The following is a 15,241-nucleotide window of genomic DNA, read 5'->3' as shown; positions in this document are numbered from 1 at the left end:
ACTACTCATCAAAGCCGAACGCCGGCGTCAGCGGGGTGGCGGCTGGCTGGCTCTTCTTATTTTTGGACGTTGGCGCACGGGGCACGGTTATCGGACGCGAACCCGCCAAAGGCTGCCCGTCAAAGGCGCTGTCTCCGTCCGAGACCGTCGCCGGGGCCAAACGGGCCGAAGGGTTATCGGTGCTGTTCCGGGCCACCGCCAGCGGGTTTTCAGGCTCGCTGTGATGCAGGCGGTCCTGACGGTAGCGTTGCAGGATCGGCAGGTTCCGGTCCGTCTCGTTGGCAAGCATCCAGCTGCGGTTATCAATGCCTTCGGCGATCAGGTTCACCACCGCCGCTTCAATCGCTTCCTGCACCGCGACCTGGGCCGGTTCGTTCATGGTCATGCCGACCTCGGCCTCCAGCAGCGATTTGTAGGACACGAACTTGTAAATGCCGGAGGTCAGCTGCACCGAATACACCGTCTTCGTGGTGGAAACACTGTGCAGTATCTGTCCGGAATTGATGTCCACGGCGCGCAGGTTGACGGTCACCTGGTCGGCCCGGTACTGGTTGGCCCCGCTGATGCCCAGGTATTTCACGCCCAGACCGCCGGTCTTGGTATTGGAGTCGTAGCCGATGACCGCGCCTTCAATCAGCAATTTCGCGCCGGTCAGTGAAGGCAGCTTGACGCCGCCGCGCCCTTCCCCGGTATCACTGTCCAGCGCGCGGACAATCTTGCGTTCCGTAATGACGTCCTGCAGGTTTTCCCGCTCCACCGGGATGAACCACTTCGAATCGCGCAGCGCCTTGACCAGCATGGACGCGCCGCCCTGGGTCACCGCCGTCGAGAAGTTGCTTTCCGGACTGGCCTTGTACTGACCGGTCTGGTCCTTGAAGCCGTAAACCGCCGTGACGATCTTGCCGCGCGGCAGGGGCAGGCTGAGCAGATCACGGGTCAGGTTGGTCTGCGGCGCCAGTTCCGCCGCGCCGAAGGTGCCGACGGGACGGGTGTTGACCACATTGCAACCGGATAGCAGGCCGATGGCCAGCGCAAGGGTCAGAAGGCGGGAGCCAGAAGGGATTCGCATGACGATTACCGGAAATTGGAAACAGGAAATCCCCCTTGCCCGGTCCGGGGCAAGAGGGAAAGGTGCAGCCTCAGGTCCATTGAGAACGGCCTAATCCCTCGTCCGTTTTGGTCCATGGGTGTATCAGGCCGGCATCAGAAGGTCGGATGCTGGTAAATGCGGGCAACGTTGCTGTCGCCGGTTTGCAGGATGGTGCCGATGTCGCCGGACGCCAGTTGGGTAATGGTGGCGGCATTGTTGGCGCCGCCGAACTGGGCGATGTAGGCATCGTTGTTGGTGTCATCCTGGACAACCAATGCCGCTTGGGCATCGCCGGTCTGCAGGATCTGGGCGATGTTGCCGCTGCCCATCTGGATGATCAGGGCCAGTTCGCCGTCAGAAGCATCGCCCTGCGCACCGGCGCCAAGGACGGTAGCGCCGCGATCAACCACTTCCGCGCTTTGGCCGATGGCGGCGATGTTGCCATTGTTGGCGTCGGTAGTGCCGGAAACCACGCCCGGCTCCACGTCCACCACGCCGTCATTGATGGCGCCGCCGCTGATACCGGCCGTGACGCCGCCGATGTCGATGGTCTTGTCTTCCAGGTCGGCCACTTCATCACCGGTCACTTGCACGATCATGCCGATCGCATTGGCAGCGCCGTCCTGCTTGACCAGCGCGAAGCTGGTGGCGGCGGCGGTCAGCGGCGCGTAGGCCAGCGGGTCGGCATAGGCATTGATGGTCGGGTCGATAGCCGTAGCCTGGGCAGCCGTGCTGGCCGGGCCGGTCGGGTCAATGGCGCCGGCGGTATCGGTTGCGCCCTGGTAGATGCTGATGGTGGCGGTATCCGTCAGGTTCTGGATGGCCTGGGCGAAGTGCGCCTGGGTCGGGTCCGTGAAAACTTGTTCGATGGTGGCGGTGCTGGCGGTAGAGGCGTCATCCAGTTGCTCGATGATGGCTTCGTTCTCGGCAAAGGCGGCGCCGCTCATCAGCGACAGCACGGCGGCTGCCAGCAGGTGTTTCTTGAACATGGTGTACTCCTGGTGTTACGTGGTGGTTGGTTTGGGTCTGCTTTTTCGGAGGCGACCTGCTACCTCATCACGGAGTTGCACTGTCCGTAATGTCGGATTCGTTGAAGGTGAAGCTTTGCGACGCGCCGGTCAGCTTCGAGACAGTGGTGAGTTGCAACACGCCCGGCTCGATCTGTTCAACGGTCACGGTGAAATTGGTGGTGTCGACGGTGCCCGGCTGCAGATCGCCATTGGCATTGGTGACGTTGCGCAGCATGGCCGTGGTCAGGCGTGACAACAGCGCATTCTGCAAACGGGTGTTGAACGCCTTCAGCGCGGCATCGGGGTCGGTCGGGGCTTTGGTCTGGTTCTGCGACTGCGCTTCGTTCAGCAACACCGAACCGTTCAGCGGGCTGCCGCCAAAGGAAGGATTGACCGGGGTGTAGACCAGCGGACCCGCCAGCGCCGCCGAAGCCGCCATCCATACGCCCACGGCGGCAACCGCCCTTACGCCTCGCTTTGTCATTGCCTGCCTCATCACTGTCTTCTTGCCCATGTTGTTCAATCAGCGTCTGCTTATTTCAGCCGGATCTCGTCCGGAGCCAGGTCGGGGTTGACGAACAGCTCATCGACCTCGCCGCTGGCGATGTGGTCAAACACCGGCCCCGGCGCCGCCCGCCCCGCTCTGGCGGCGCGCTCGGCGCTGAAGTGGATGAACTGCCGGTACACTTCTTCCGTTCCGTAGCGCACCGTAATCTGGCTGCCGGTGCGCGCCGACGGCCGCTCGCTGATCACCAGCGAGTACTGTCCGGCCGGATCCAGCGCCCGCCAGGTTTCGGTAAAGGCGTTATAAAAAGCCTGACCGGCGAAGGTGCGGGTTTCATTCAGCAACAGGCCGCCCAGCCCCAGGTCATCCCCCGCGCCCGCCTGCCCGGCCAGCAACACCGGCAGCAACGCCAGCCAACGTATCCGCCTCACCTTTGTCTCTGCTCCGTGGGGTACCGGGTGGAAGCCCGAGCTTCCGGATGGCGCTGATGATGCCGGGACCACATTGCATATTCGTGGCAGATTGATGAAGAGTCTGTGCTCAGGAAATGAACCGGCCGGTTGCGCTGGCGATGTTGCCGTCTGGCGCTGCCGGCCGGCCTGCTCCTTCAAAAAAAGCCCCCGAACGGGGGCTTGGTATGTGATCAGCCGATACTCAACTACGGCATTTGGGATCGTTGGCATCGCAGGCCGGTCCCGGCTGGCGCACGATCTCGAACAGGAAGTCCGAGGCCGGGTTTTCCTTCTGCTGCTGCTTGCGACGGGCATCCGAAGCCGCATCCGCCGCCTGGCTGGCCGCCGCCGCCGTAGCCGCACCCGAGCCCAGCGCCGCGGTGTCAGCACCCGTCGCGGGCAGACCCACCGACTTGCCCCCGGTCTGCACGTTGCTGGCGTTGGCCACCTTCGCCGCCGCCACGTTCAGGTTGCCGGAAATGCGCGCCCCGGCCTCGCCAAAGTCCACCGTGCCGGTCGGAGCAACCAGCGTGGCGGAGCCCTTGGGCGAGTTCGGCTTGGTCTGCAACACGGCGATACCCGCGCCGCTCACCTGCGATTTGGCGTCCACCAGACAGAAGTGATCGTCATCGCACAGATATTCCGGCGGTGGCAGTTCGGAACTGGTCTTGGCCCCCTTGCCCGCATTGATGTCGCCGTTGGAACTCCAGATCAGCAGGTCGCCGCCCTGTTCGGTGAAGATACGGCTTTGCGCCAACAGGATGCTGTCGTCGGCGAAGATGCCGATGTTGCCGCGCTCCATGGTCAGGATGCCCTGGTTGTTGGGGCCGATGCCCGCCGAGGCGGCCGAGCGGCCGACTTGCGGCGGCGCGGACGTGCTGCCCACCAGCACCCGTCCGCCGGGGCCGACAATGCTGATATCGCCGCCGCGCTGGGTCTGGACGGTGGAGCCGCGCATGTCCAGCGTGCCGGTACGGATCTTCTGTTCCGCGCCATAACGGCCGCTCAGCTTGTTTTCGGTGTAGCCGGAAGCCGCCGGAAACAAGGTGTTGATGGCGGCGAATCCACGGGTGTACTGACCGTTGAAGCGGCTGTCGCCGTTGTTGTAGTCAGCGCCGACCTGATTGAGGATGTCGAGGAACACCGACGTCACCAGCGCTTGCTTCTGCGCGCCGCCCAGCCGGGTAAAAGCGGACCAGGCCTGGGCGGCGTAGCGCCCCTGCTCCGCCGGGGACAACACACTCCACTGGTTGGCGGCATTCATCAGCTCCGTTACCCGGTTGCCCTGACGCGCGGCTTGATCCTGCTGCCATTGCCCCACAAAGGCGACCAGCTTCTGCCGGTAATCCGGTGTTCCGAGGGTATCAGCCGGATTCGCCGGGTCATGCAGCACGGCGGGGTTCAGGTAGGTTTCGGCAAAGCGGTCTGTTTCCACCCCAAGCCCGACGCCGAACGACAGCGAGATGCCCGCGCCGGACCGGCCCAGCCAGGTGTTGTTCTGGTTGCCGACGGTGCGGATACCGGGATAGGACGGGTTGCTGCGCGGCAGGTAGCCTTGCGCCATGGCCTCGTTGGCGGACGTGAGCGGCCCCAGGTCCCGACCGGCCTGCACGCTCAGCAGGCCGGGGCCGCCCAATTCGATGAACGGCACGCTCTGGTTGGCGACCAGCGGCGGATTGATGATGTCGCGTCCCGCCGCCAGGCTGGTGATGTCGGAGTCATAAAGGTTCTGGCCGCTGAAGGACAGATTGACGATGTCACGGCCCACCCGGATATCGGCGGCTTTCGGCGACGACAGGATCACCGCGCCGTTGTAGTCGCGGAAGATATTGCCGTCGATCAGGCTGCCGTCGCGGCTGTAGACGATGACCGGCAAGCTGTCGGCGGCATGCAATGGATTGGCGGCGTGCAGGTCGGTGGCGGAGCTGGCCCCGTACTTGATGAAGCTGACGGTCTTCGGGGTAAAGACCGGATTCAGCGGCGACGGCAGCACCGAGGCATCGGCGTCGATGAGACCGATATAGGTGTTGTTGGTATCACGGTTAAGCAGCGTGATGTCTCCCCCCGCCATCAGGCTCAACTGACCGTCAGCGGAGGGATAGAGCTCGGCATTGCGCTTGATGGCCAGCGTACCGGACAGGGCTTCCACGCCCAGATGCGCGGGCATCACAAAACCGTAGGCCGGGGTCAGCGGGCTGTCGATGTCGTCATTGGTGCCGTAGGAGCCGCCGGGTAGCGAGGTCAGGCTGTTCAGCACCACGCCGCTGCCCACCGACTGGATGGCGACCGCCGAACGGTCGCTGTAGTTCAGGCCATCAAACCCGGAGAACAGCCACGACGGATTGTAGATGCCGCCGATTTCGGCATAGCTGCCCGCCGTCAGGTTGATGGTGGCGTCCTGCAACGCCAGGATGGTCGCGGTCGGGTTGAAGTTGCTGTCATAAAGATCGGCGCTGACAGCGTTGCCGACCCGGATATCCGCGCGGCCCCGTCCCACATAATAACTGCCGCTGAGCAGGCTGCGCCCGGCATCGACGCTCAGATTGCCGCCGCCATACACCGTCACGGCGCTCTTGCCGTCGGCGGTGGCGGACGGCAGCCAGGTCGCCGGTAATGAGACCGAGAGATCGCGGATGTTGCCGCCCGCCGTCAGGGCAATATTGCCGCCGGTGCTGAGGATGCCTTGGCCGAACATGCCGAAATTGACCCCGGCCGTGTTCTTACCCGCGCAACCGGCGGCGCTGACCAGACAGGCGTTCTGCAGCCACGGCCACCAGAACTGGCTGAGATCGGCATTCTTCGCACCGGTCAGCTTGCCGGTCGCATCGGTGACCTTTTGAATGCCCTGGATATTCCCCCCCGCGCTAAGGCGGATGTCGCCGGCGGCTTCGGAAACCGTCTGACCGGCATTGATGAACAGCGGCAAGCCTTGCGCCGTCACCACCAGTGACGGGGCTTCCACGGCGGCGACCGGACGACCAGCGGTATAGATCACGCCCGGCGCGATGCTGTCCGCCAGCACGATATCCTGACCGGCTTGCAGGCGGATTGAGCCGACGCCGGTGCGGATCATCGTGGGCGTCACCAGTTGCCGACCCAGGGCGTCAGGATTATCCGCCGTCGGCTGATCCTGGACCGGCGACACGGTTTCATGCCCGTCCAGACGGATGCTGCCGTTGCGGGCCGTCAGGGTGAAGGAAGCCGAGTCGCCCCCCGCCAGCGAGGCGGAGGCCAGTTCAACACCCGTCGGAGCCGCGCCGTTACCGCTCAGGGCGGCTCCCGGCGACAACAGGTTGGCGGTCTGCACGAAGCCGTCGCTGAGGCTGGCGTTGACGCGGATATTGTTCAGCGCCCGCAGCGTGAGACCCGGTGCGATGCCATCGGCGGAACGGTACAGGCCCAGACCGGCCTCATCCCGCGCGCCCAGATTCCAGTTCGAGAGAACGCTGATATCGCCGCCGTTGCGGCCGGCGCTGTCGTTGACCAGCTCTACCCCGGCGCGACTGCGGAAATTGTCCACTGCGGCGAACCGGTCGCCGAAATTGAACCCCGGATCACGCACGAATTCCGACAGGGTATGGCTATAGAAATCGCGGTGATCGCTATTGATCGCTCCGGCCGCCAGCACCTTGCCCTGACTGTCGAAACGACCGGCGGCATCCACCACGCCGTCGAAATGCGCAGCGCCGGTGCTGCTGTCCGCCGTGCTCCAGACGCCGTAAGCCTCCAGCGTCACGGCGCGGGCACCGCGAATCACGGAACCGTCATCCAGGGATACCCGGACATCGCCGCTATTCAGCAGCGGCGCGCGCAGGTCGACGCTGCCGCCGGACAAACCGCCCGCCCGGCCGCCGCTGACATCAATGACCGCTGTCGGCCCCAGAGTGATAACACCGCTGTCCGCCGCCGTCACCTGCTGGTAGCCGTAGTCCGGATTCAACTGCCCGTTCGTTGCCCCGCTGGTGGCCAGCTGCACCGAACCGCCACGCTGATCGGCCGCGCTGCCCACCGCCAGCAGGCTGCCGCGCACGGTGACACCGCGGGTTCCGTTCAACCTGATGACGCCGCCGGACTCACCGGAAGCATTCACCACGCCGTCAATGACGACATGGCCGGGATTCAGTGCCTGGTCGCCCCGGTCGCCGGTCGCGGTCAGCACCACCGATTGACCGGTCAACCGGCTTCCGGCGGACAGGGTCAGGTCGCCGCTGTGCGTGATGATGTCCAGCTCACCGTTGACCCGGCCGCCGTCCAGACGGGCGGCCAGGCTGTCCAGATCCACTGCGGTGGCGCTGTCCAGGCTGAAGTCACCGCCCTGGCCCTGCAATTGTCCCGCCAGCCCCAGACGTTCGCCGCCCGCACGGATGCGCAGCGCCCCGCCCTGCCCCTGACCGCTGGCGCCAAAGGCCAGCACGGCCCCGCTGAAAATATCGAGAATGCCGTCGCTGGTCAGTTCCAGCACCCCGCCGGGCGTGGAGGATTCCTTGCCATACAGCACGGCGGTGCTGCCGCCGGTATCCAGTTTCGCGTGGTCGCCCAGGGCCAGGCCGCCGGGGGTGGTCAGGCTGATCTTGCCGGACGTAGCCACGGCGGCGGTGTTGAAATCAATCGAAGAGGCCGTCAGCGCCAGCTTGCCGCCCGCCCCCGACGCCACGGTGGGGGTAACCGCGCCCTGGGCCCCGGCCACCAGTTGGTCATTGGTGCGCAGGGTGATGTTGCTGCCCGTGGCGGCGGCGATCAACGGTGTTTGCAGGGTCAGGCGGGCATCACCGGCGTCCAGTCCGCCAACGCCCGCGCCCAGCATGCCCTGGGTGGCGTTGATGTTCAGGGCGCGCAAGCCGCTGAAGCGGAGATTGCCGTCGCCGAGGATCAAGCGGTCGGCGTTGAGCGTGAGTTGACCAAGGCCGGAGATACTGTCATCCGGCTCGCCTTCCAGTTGATTGGCCAGCGTCAGCTGACCGGCCTTGAGGCTGGCCTGCCCGCCATCGCTGATCACCGTGGCGGCGCTCAAGGTCAGCCGTCCGCTCGTCACCAGTGCGAAATCGCCGTCCAGACGCAGCTCACCGCGACTGCGCAGCGCAATGTCGTCAATCCCCGCCAGTTGCGCCAGCAGCTGAGGACCGACCACCAACCCGGCCGCCGGTTGGGTGGAAGACGCACGGCCGGTCATTACCACCAGGGCGCTGTTGGCGTCAAAGGATTTGGCGCTGACCGCCACGGTAGGCGCAATCACGGTATTCCCGGCTGCATCCAGGGTCACCGAACCGTCAGCGCGCAGGCTGACATTGTCGCCAATGGTGAGCAGGCCGGTAGCGACATCACCTTCGCCATCGACACCGGGCACATTCACCCGCGATACCGCCACCGCTCCGCCCGCGCTCAAACGCAACAGGGCGCCGTCGCCGCTGGCGCCATCAATGTCGTTGCCGTTTTCATCGCTGTCCGGCAGCAGGCCGACCTGAATGGCGGCGTTGCGCTGGCGGCCGCCGGAGCCGCTGGCGATCAGGCGGCTGCCCGTCTTGACCGTGACAACGCCGGGGGCCGGTTCCGGCATCTCGTCGGTGGCGGCGGGCGTTTGCGCCAGCGCCAAGATTTCCGGGGCGCGCAACCCGTCCTTCGCCGTATCAATCACCACCGCATTCGCTACCGCCCGCAGCAGATCGCCTTCCGCCGTGCGGGTGCTGACGCCGCCCAGCACCAGACGGCTGACACCCAGCGTGTTCAGTTCCGAGGCATCCAGCTTCACATAGCCGCCCAGGGCGGCAACATCGTGGTCCGCGATCTGCAGCCGGGGCGCGGCGATATCCAGTTCCGCGCCCAAGCCGTGCTTCGACCCGGCGGCCAGCCTGGCCCCGAGCGACAGGCTGCTGCCCGCCTGCAGGATCAGCTTGCCCGCATCTTCCGGCAGAATGGCCGCGTTGCCTTCCGATCCGCCGAAATACTGGTTCAGACTGGTGAGCGAATATTGCGAATATTGCCGCCAGGCTTGTTCCGACTGCACCAGGAAGGCGCTGTTGCGACTGTCGCGATGCTTGGTGAAGCTGTCGGCGAAGTAACCGGCGACACGCACCGTACCGTCGGCCAGCAGGCGGTTGTCCTGCGCCAGCGCATCGGTGACGGCGGTGTCCTGCACCACGCGGAACGCGCCGGGCAGCACGGCATAACGCGCGGGCAGCAAGGTATACAGGCCCGCCGCCAATCCCGGCACGCCGGACAGCCAGACCGCCTTGCCGATCAGCGGGTCGCCGGTCAGCTGCGGATCATAGGCCGCCAGCGCGGACTGCTTGCCCGGCAGCACGGCGTATACCGTGCGACCGTCCTTGTACAACGGCGCTTTCACGGCGCTGCCGGTCGCATAGCTGGTGTTGTAGGCGGACAGCACATCCCGCGAGCCGCCGGTGCCCGCCACCCACTCTTGCGCCAGCAGATCGCCGTCGCCGGTCAGGTTGACCACCGCGCCCGACACCAGCTTCACCGTGCCGCCCTGCACGCGGATCTGCTTGTCGGGCGACGAGGTCAGCACCGCCGAGGACGTAGCGGCTCCGGCCCCCGAATAGACGCTGCCGTTATATTGCAGGTTCTGCTCGTCGGCGGTAACGCCGTAGGGCACGGTCAGGCCATCCAGCGATACCGAGGTCAGGCTGTCCTTCGCCAGCGTCACCGAGGTTGTCGCCATCACCGGCATCTGCACGCTGAGGGTGCTGCCATCCAGACTGATGGCGTTGTAGCGCAGCAAGGACTGCGCTTCGCCGTCAGTGGCGCTGATGCCGGCCCCCAGCACAATCTCGCCGGCGGGCGCGCGGATAACGCCCTGCTGGCTGATGGTTGCGGCATTGAAGATCAGGCTGCCGCCCGCGGACAACGGCGTCACGGTCTTCGCTCCCGTGCCTTTGATGGTGATGGAGCCGCCGGTCGTTTCGGTGTATTGGGTGTACGAGGTTTCCGGATCGGTGGGATCATCGGCCTCGACATGGCTGAGCGAATGGCCCAGCGCGGTCAGCACAAACTTGTTGCCGCTGGCGGGGTACAACTGCCCGGCGGTCAGCGTCAGGTCGGCCGTGGTCATCAGCGAGCCGGGAATGGCGCTGGCCTTAGCGGGATTGGCGGGGTCGCGCAAGTAATCGTAAGTGGACGGCGTAACGAAACGCATGTCCTGCGTCGCCCCCAGATTGACCTTGGCGAAACCGTCGGCCAGGAACTGCCCGCCGATATCCATGTTGTCGGCGTTGATGTTCAGGGTGGAACGGTAGAACAACGGCAGCAGGTCGCTGCCCGAGGTGTCGCCGGAGTCATCCGTGGTCGGCGCATAGACGGTGATGATCCGGTCTTCGTCCTTGTAACGGAAAACATCGCGCGCGGTGTAGTCGCGGGCGAACGCCGCCGTCAGCAGGGGGTTACCGTCCACATCGGTCGGAATGACATTGTTGAAATCGTCCGTGGCGAAATACTGCGGATAATTACCGCCATACTGCAAGCCGCTCAGCCCGACGTAGGGAGCGTCCAGATTAATGGTGATGGACGGGGTGTTGAAAATGACCTTGCCGGTCTGATCGCCGGTTTCTTCATTCACCTCGACCGTAATACTGGTCGCCGGGCCGCGGATGACCGAGGTATTGATCAGCAGCTCGCGGCCCAGCGTCAGGTCGATATTTTCCGTCACCAGCGTCGGCAGCGGTGCGGCGGCGGTGTTCAGCGTCGGGTCGACGCCCAGATGCAGGCGGCTGATACCGGAGTTCTTCAGGCTGTCAGTGGCGAAATGGAGGACGCCGGTGGGGCCGTCTTCTTCAATCAGCGTGTCGCTCTGACCGGGCAGCTTCGCTCCTTCCGGCATGGCAATCGCTTTGGCGCTGAGGCTAAGCGCCGTGGCGCCGGCAAAGTCTTCTGCTGTTTGCAGACGACCGGTCAGCGGCCGGATTTCCAGCGCACCGCCCTCGGTGGCGGCCGACCCGGCCTGCCCCTGCATGTCCCCGTGGAAATACAGTCCCTTTGACGCGCCCAGGCGGATCACGCCCGCATTGCCCGCCACCGCCCGCGGCTTCCATTGTGACCCGGTAACGGATGCCGTCAGCAGGCTGCCCGCCGCACCCGATACATTCAGCCGCGCCGCCCGCGCGGCAGTGTCGCCGCTGCATTCCCCGCTATCCAGGCAGTTCAGCGCAATCACATAACCGGTGTCATTGCTCAGGGTGATGGTTCCGCCATCCAGCACTTTCCCGGCGCTGGCGACGGTAAACCCCGCCTTGCCCGCGTAGGGGTCCTGCAATACCGTTCCCGACACATCCAGCAGCGTATTCGCGCCCAGCCACACCGATTTGTTGTCCGAGGTCCAGGCATTGCCGTTGACGATCAGGCCGGGGTTCTGCGCGTAGCCGCCCCGGGCGGTATCGCCGGTCAGGGTAATGCTGCCGCCGTGGGCGGTGATGGTTCCGTCCACCGTCACCTGGGTATGCGAACCCAGCACGATGTTGGCCCCGGCATCGGCGCTGATCACGGCGTTCTTGCCCAGCGTCACCGCGCCGGTAATGCCGTCAGCGCTGTAATCCGGCGGCGTGCCGCCAAGCGCGGCGGTATGCCAGGTGGCGTAATCACCGCCATAGAGGGCAAAATTGACCGCCTGCCGGTGGTAATCATCCTGACGCCCGATATGCAGGAAACCGGCGGTGGCCAGATCAGTCCCGGTCGCCGCCAGCGTTGGCGACAGCAGATCATTCAGCAGGAAGCTGTTCTGGCTGAGGTTGACCTTGGCCAGCGGCGCGACTTCGGCGTTGTACTCCGCCTGCAACTGCACCGAACCAAAACCGGTGCCCGCAAACCAGCTTTCCGGCAGGGTCAGCACCCACGGCTGGTCCGCCGGGGCGCTGCCGCCGATCTGGATGCCCAGAGCCCGCAGATTCAGCGAGCCGCCGCCCGCAAAGCCATAGGCGCGCAGATCGCCGTCCAGCACCAGACGGCCGCGGGACACCGGTTCATCAGTCGGCAGGCCGGGCGCGCCGTCGCCGCCAAAAGGCAGCTGGGTCGGCACATAGGTTTGCAGGCTGATGTCGCCGCCCTTGCCCAGCGCCACATTGTCCTTCATCGCCACCTTGCCCGACGGCAGCACACGGCCGCCGCTGGCCACGTTCAGCAAGCTGCCCTTTTCCAGCCGGATGGAGCCGGTGGTGTCGGTAACGCTGCCGCCGGCGGTCATGGCGCTTTGCCGGGTCACCAGACTGATCGCGCCGCCGTTCAGGACCGCTGCCCCGTCGATGCTGTCGGCGTCACGACCGCTGTCGTTGACCCAGCGACCACTAGCATCCAGCACGGCGCTGCCGCCAATGATGATATCCCCCGCCAACGGGCCGTCAGACGCCGTGTCGGCGGTGGTGGTACCCGCCAGCCAGGTGCGGCCGGTGCCGGTCAGGCTGATCTTGCCGGAACGGGCGCTCACGTCGCCATCGACACGAATGCGGCTGCCGGTCAGGCTGATGCCGCCGCCGTCGCGCACGCTGAGCGCCGCGTCGGCCTTGACAACAATCTCGCCGCCGGGAACGGTGGACGCGGGGTCATCCGCCAGCACATTGAGGTTGGAAAAGCCGCCGTCCTTCACCAGTTTGGCCGAGACTTCGGTCCAGCGCGACAGGTTGGCGGTGTCATCGGCCGCCGCCGTAGCAGCCGGGAGCACCGTGGTTGCGGTGAACGTGCCATCCACCCGCTCGTTCAGCGTCCGGGCGTCGCTGACCACCACATAGCTGCGTCCGGCGGGCAAGGCGGCGGTCGGGCTGGGCAGGGTCAGGTTCAACAAGGCGCTGTTGTTGCCCGCACCCAGGTTCAGGGTTCCTCCGGCCGCCGGTTTGGCGTTGCCCACCTGATAGCGGCCGCTTAAACCTTGCGCGGAAACATCTCCGGACAACACCGCCGCCGACAGCCCCAGCACATTCAGCACCCCGGCATTGCCGCCTTTGAGGTAATCCGATTCATAGACGGCGCTGCCCGCGCCGCCGCTCAGCAAGGGGGAATAATAGGTCGAGGTCAGGTTCCAGCGGCTGTTCTTGTCGGCCATCAACCCGGCGATGCCGACATACGCGCCGAAGGGATCGGCCGCGCCGATATCCACCAGCGTACCGTTGGCGCTGAGCAAGCGCGTGGTCTGCACCAGGCCGCCCAGATAATGCACATAACCGCCATCCAGATTCAGGTGCGAGCCGCTTTGCGCCAGCACTTCGTTGCCCGCCAGCGTCACCGTGCCGCCGTTCAGCAGCATCTGGTTGATGTTGCGGGCTATCTGGTCCACATAACCGCTCAGGTTGGCGACCGGCGTACCCACCCAGTTGACGCCATCATCGCGGGTGCCGGAAAGCCGGCTGTCGATCACCACGGCCGCCCCATACAGCACACTATCCCGCTGCAGCGGCGAATCGGCCAGTTCATTCAGGCCCAGACGGGCAATCGTCACCAGATTGTCGTTCATGGCCAGACGGATATCGGCAATCCCGGCGACATCCACCGTCGCATCACGGTCAATGTAAACCCGCCCGGCCACGGCGCCGTCTTTCAGGGCGCGCGGCGCGATCAGGGCGTCATCCTGCGACACCGCCGCCAAGGTCACTTTCTGGCCGGGCGCTTCCACCAGCGCCTCCGCCTGCAGCGTCACGGCCGCGCCGCTCACGGCGATGCTGCCCGGTTGGAAGGACTGCGTGGCCGCCGCCGTGGAAATGGTCGTTTCGCCGTTGCCGTCAGGCAGCATCGCCGTGACCGAACGCCCGGTCAGCACCGCCGAGCCGGTGCGCGCCTGTGATGAGTCCGTCGCCTGCTCATCCATGGCGCTGACGCTGATGCTGCCGGGACGGCTGACGCTGGACGTGGCCGCCACGACGCCGTCCTGCACTACGTTGGCCGCCAGCAGCCGGGCATCGCCGCGCACCGCCTCCAGCAGGCCGGTATTTGTCAGGGTCGTCACCGGCGTCACATCGGCGTTGCCATGATCGGCATCCACCAAGCGGCCACTGACCACCGGCGTCAATAATTGCGAGCCGCTGGCCGGATTCTTCAATGCCACGCCCAGACCGGCGGCCAGAATCACCTGCCCGTCCACCGCCCGGATATAACCGGCATTGTTGACGGTGGGCGCGGCCAGCAACGCATAGCCCAGCTTGCTGACCTCGATGCGCGCCCCGGCTTCGGTTTCCACCTCGCCGGGCAGAATCAGCTGGTTGGCGGCGCTGTTGGCCGCCAGCGACTGCACGCCGCCGGAGCCGATGCCCAGGATATTGCCGTTGGCCGTGCCCTGCCCGACGGTATTCAGGCCGCTGGTCAGGAACAGCCGGTTGGACTGGGCCAGATATGCCGGATCATCGCCGGGCGTCAGGCTGGCGCTGTTCAGCGGCAGGTACAGCGGCAAGGATGACGCCAGCAGCGAATGCACGTTGACCTTGCTGCCCGCGCCGAACAGGATGCCGTTCGGGTTGATCAAATACACCGAACCGTCCGCCTGGATCTGGCCGTAAATACGGCTCATCGACGCCCCGGCTCCCACCCGGTTCAACGCCACCCAGTCATTGTTGCCATCACCCTGCGTGCCCAGATGCTGGTCGAAATGCAGGATGGTGTCGGCGCTGACGTTGAAGGAATCCCAGCTCAGGATCGCCTTCTTGGCGGTCTGGTTGATGGTGACGGTGGTCTTGCCGTCGCTGCCGACCGCCTGTGTCGGCAAATCGGCGTTCTGCCACAGGCAGGTGAACGACGCAGCGCAACCCGCACCATGACCGGCAACGCCCGCCGCCACCTGCAAACCGCCGGTGGACAGACCGGTGGGCAAGGAGTTGGCGGCCGCTACCTGCGCCGCCGCCAGTTGCGCTTTCTGCGCCGCCACAATCGCGGCCGCTGCCCGGCCCAGATCGGCCATCGAGCGCGCCGCCAGCGTCTGGGCGGCCATCGGTGTCGCCACGGAACCCGCATTGATGACCGGCGCGGCTGACGCCGCCGGAACCACCGGACCGGCGGCTGTCTGCTGCGCCTGCGCAAACCAGCCCGGCGTACCGAATACCGGCCCCGCCATCACGGCCGTCGGCAGCCAGCCGACCGCGCCCAGAATGGCCAGCCGCAAACCACCGTCCACGGATAACGTCAGGATCGGCGAACGCAGCGGAGCCGGAAGCGGGAAACGGGTGCGGCGGATCATGGCGGTAACTCCAGACAACAACAGACC

The 15,241-nt window shown here is 65.6% G+C and carries 5 protein-coding genes; all 5 read right to left on the bottom strand.

Annotated features, from left to right (window positions below):
- Position 1 precedes the first annotated feature (1 nt).
- Entirely contained in the window at positions 2–1,069 is a 1,068-nt protein-coding gene (locus tag EV700_RS06680; RefSeq protein ID WP_130412034.1) for a CsgG/HfaB family protein, read from the bottom strand.
- Positions 1,070–1,203: 134 nt separating this feature from the next.
- Positions 1,204–2,079: a hypothetical protein gene (locus EV700_RS06675; RefSeq protein ID WP_130412032.1), complete on the bottom strand. Its 876-nt coding sequence runs from the start codon at positions 2,077–2,079 to the stop codon at positions 1,204–1,206.
- A gap of 67 nt (positions 2,080–2,146) precedes the next feature.
- Positions 2,147–2,584, bottom strand: a complete 438-nt coding sequence (locus tag EV700_RS06670; protein ID WP_165391359.1) for a curli assembly protein CsgF — start codon at positions 2,582–2,584, stop codon at positions 2,147–2,149.
- A 50-nt stretch (positions 2,585–2,634) separates the two neighbouring features.
- Entirely contained in the window at positions 2,635–3,036 is a 402-nt protein-coding gene (locus EV700_RS16810) for a CsgE family curli-type amyloid fiber assembly protein (protein ID WP_165391358.1), read from the bottom strand.
- 223 nt (positions 3,037–3,259) lie between these two features.
- Positions 3,260–15,214, bottom strand: coding sequence for a filamentous haemagglutinin family protein (locus EV700_RS06660; RefSeq protein WP_130412026.1), 11,955 nt, complete (start codon positions 15,212–15,214; stop codon positions 3,260–3,262).
- Between the last annotated feature and the right edge of the window lie 27 nt (positions 15,215–15,241).

The organism is Fluviicoccus keumensis (assembly GCF_004217445.1).
Classification (GTDB): Bacteria; Pseudomonadota; Gammaproteobacteria; order Pseudomonadales; family Moraxellaceae; genus Fluviicoccus; species Fluviicoccus keumensis.
This window is presented reverse-complemented; position numbering and strand designations above follow the sequence as displayed.

Bases quoted from the DNA above. Each gene is read 5' to 3' on its own strand.
- EV700_RS06675 (WP_130412032.1), bottom strand. From the start codon at position 2,079: ATGTTCAAGAAACACCTGCTGGCAGCCGCCGTGCTGTCGCTGATGAGC.
- EV700_RS06670 (WP_165391359.1), bottom strand. From the start codon at position 2,584: ATGACAAAGCGAGGCGTAAGGGCGGTTGCCGCCGTGGGCGTATGGATG.
- EV700_RS06680 (WP_130412034.1), bottom strand. From the start codon at position 1,069: ATGCGAATCCCTTCTGGCTCCCGCCTTCTGACCCTTGCGCTGGCCATC.
- EV700_RS06660 (WP_130412026.1), bottom strand. From the start codon at position 15,214: ATGATCCGCCGCACCCGTTTCCCGCTTCCGGCTCCGCTGCGTTCGCCG.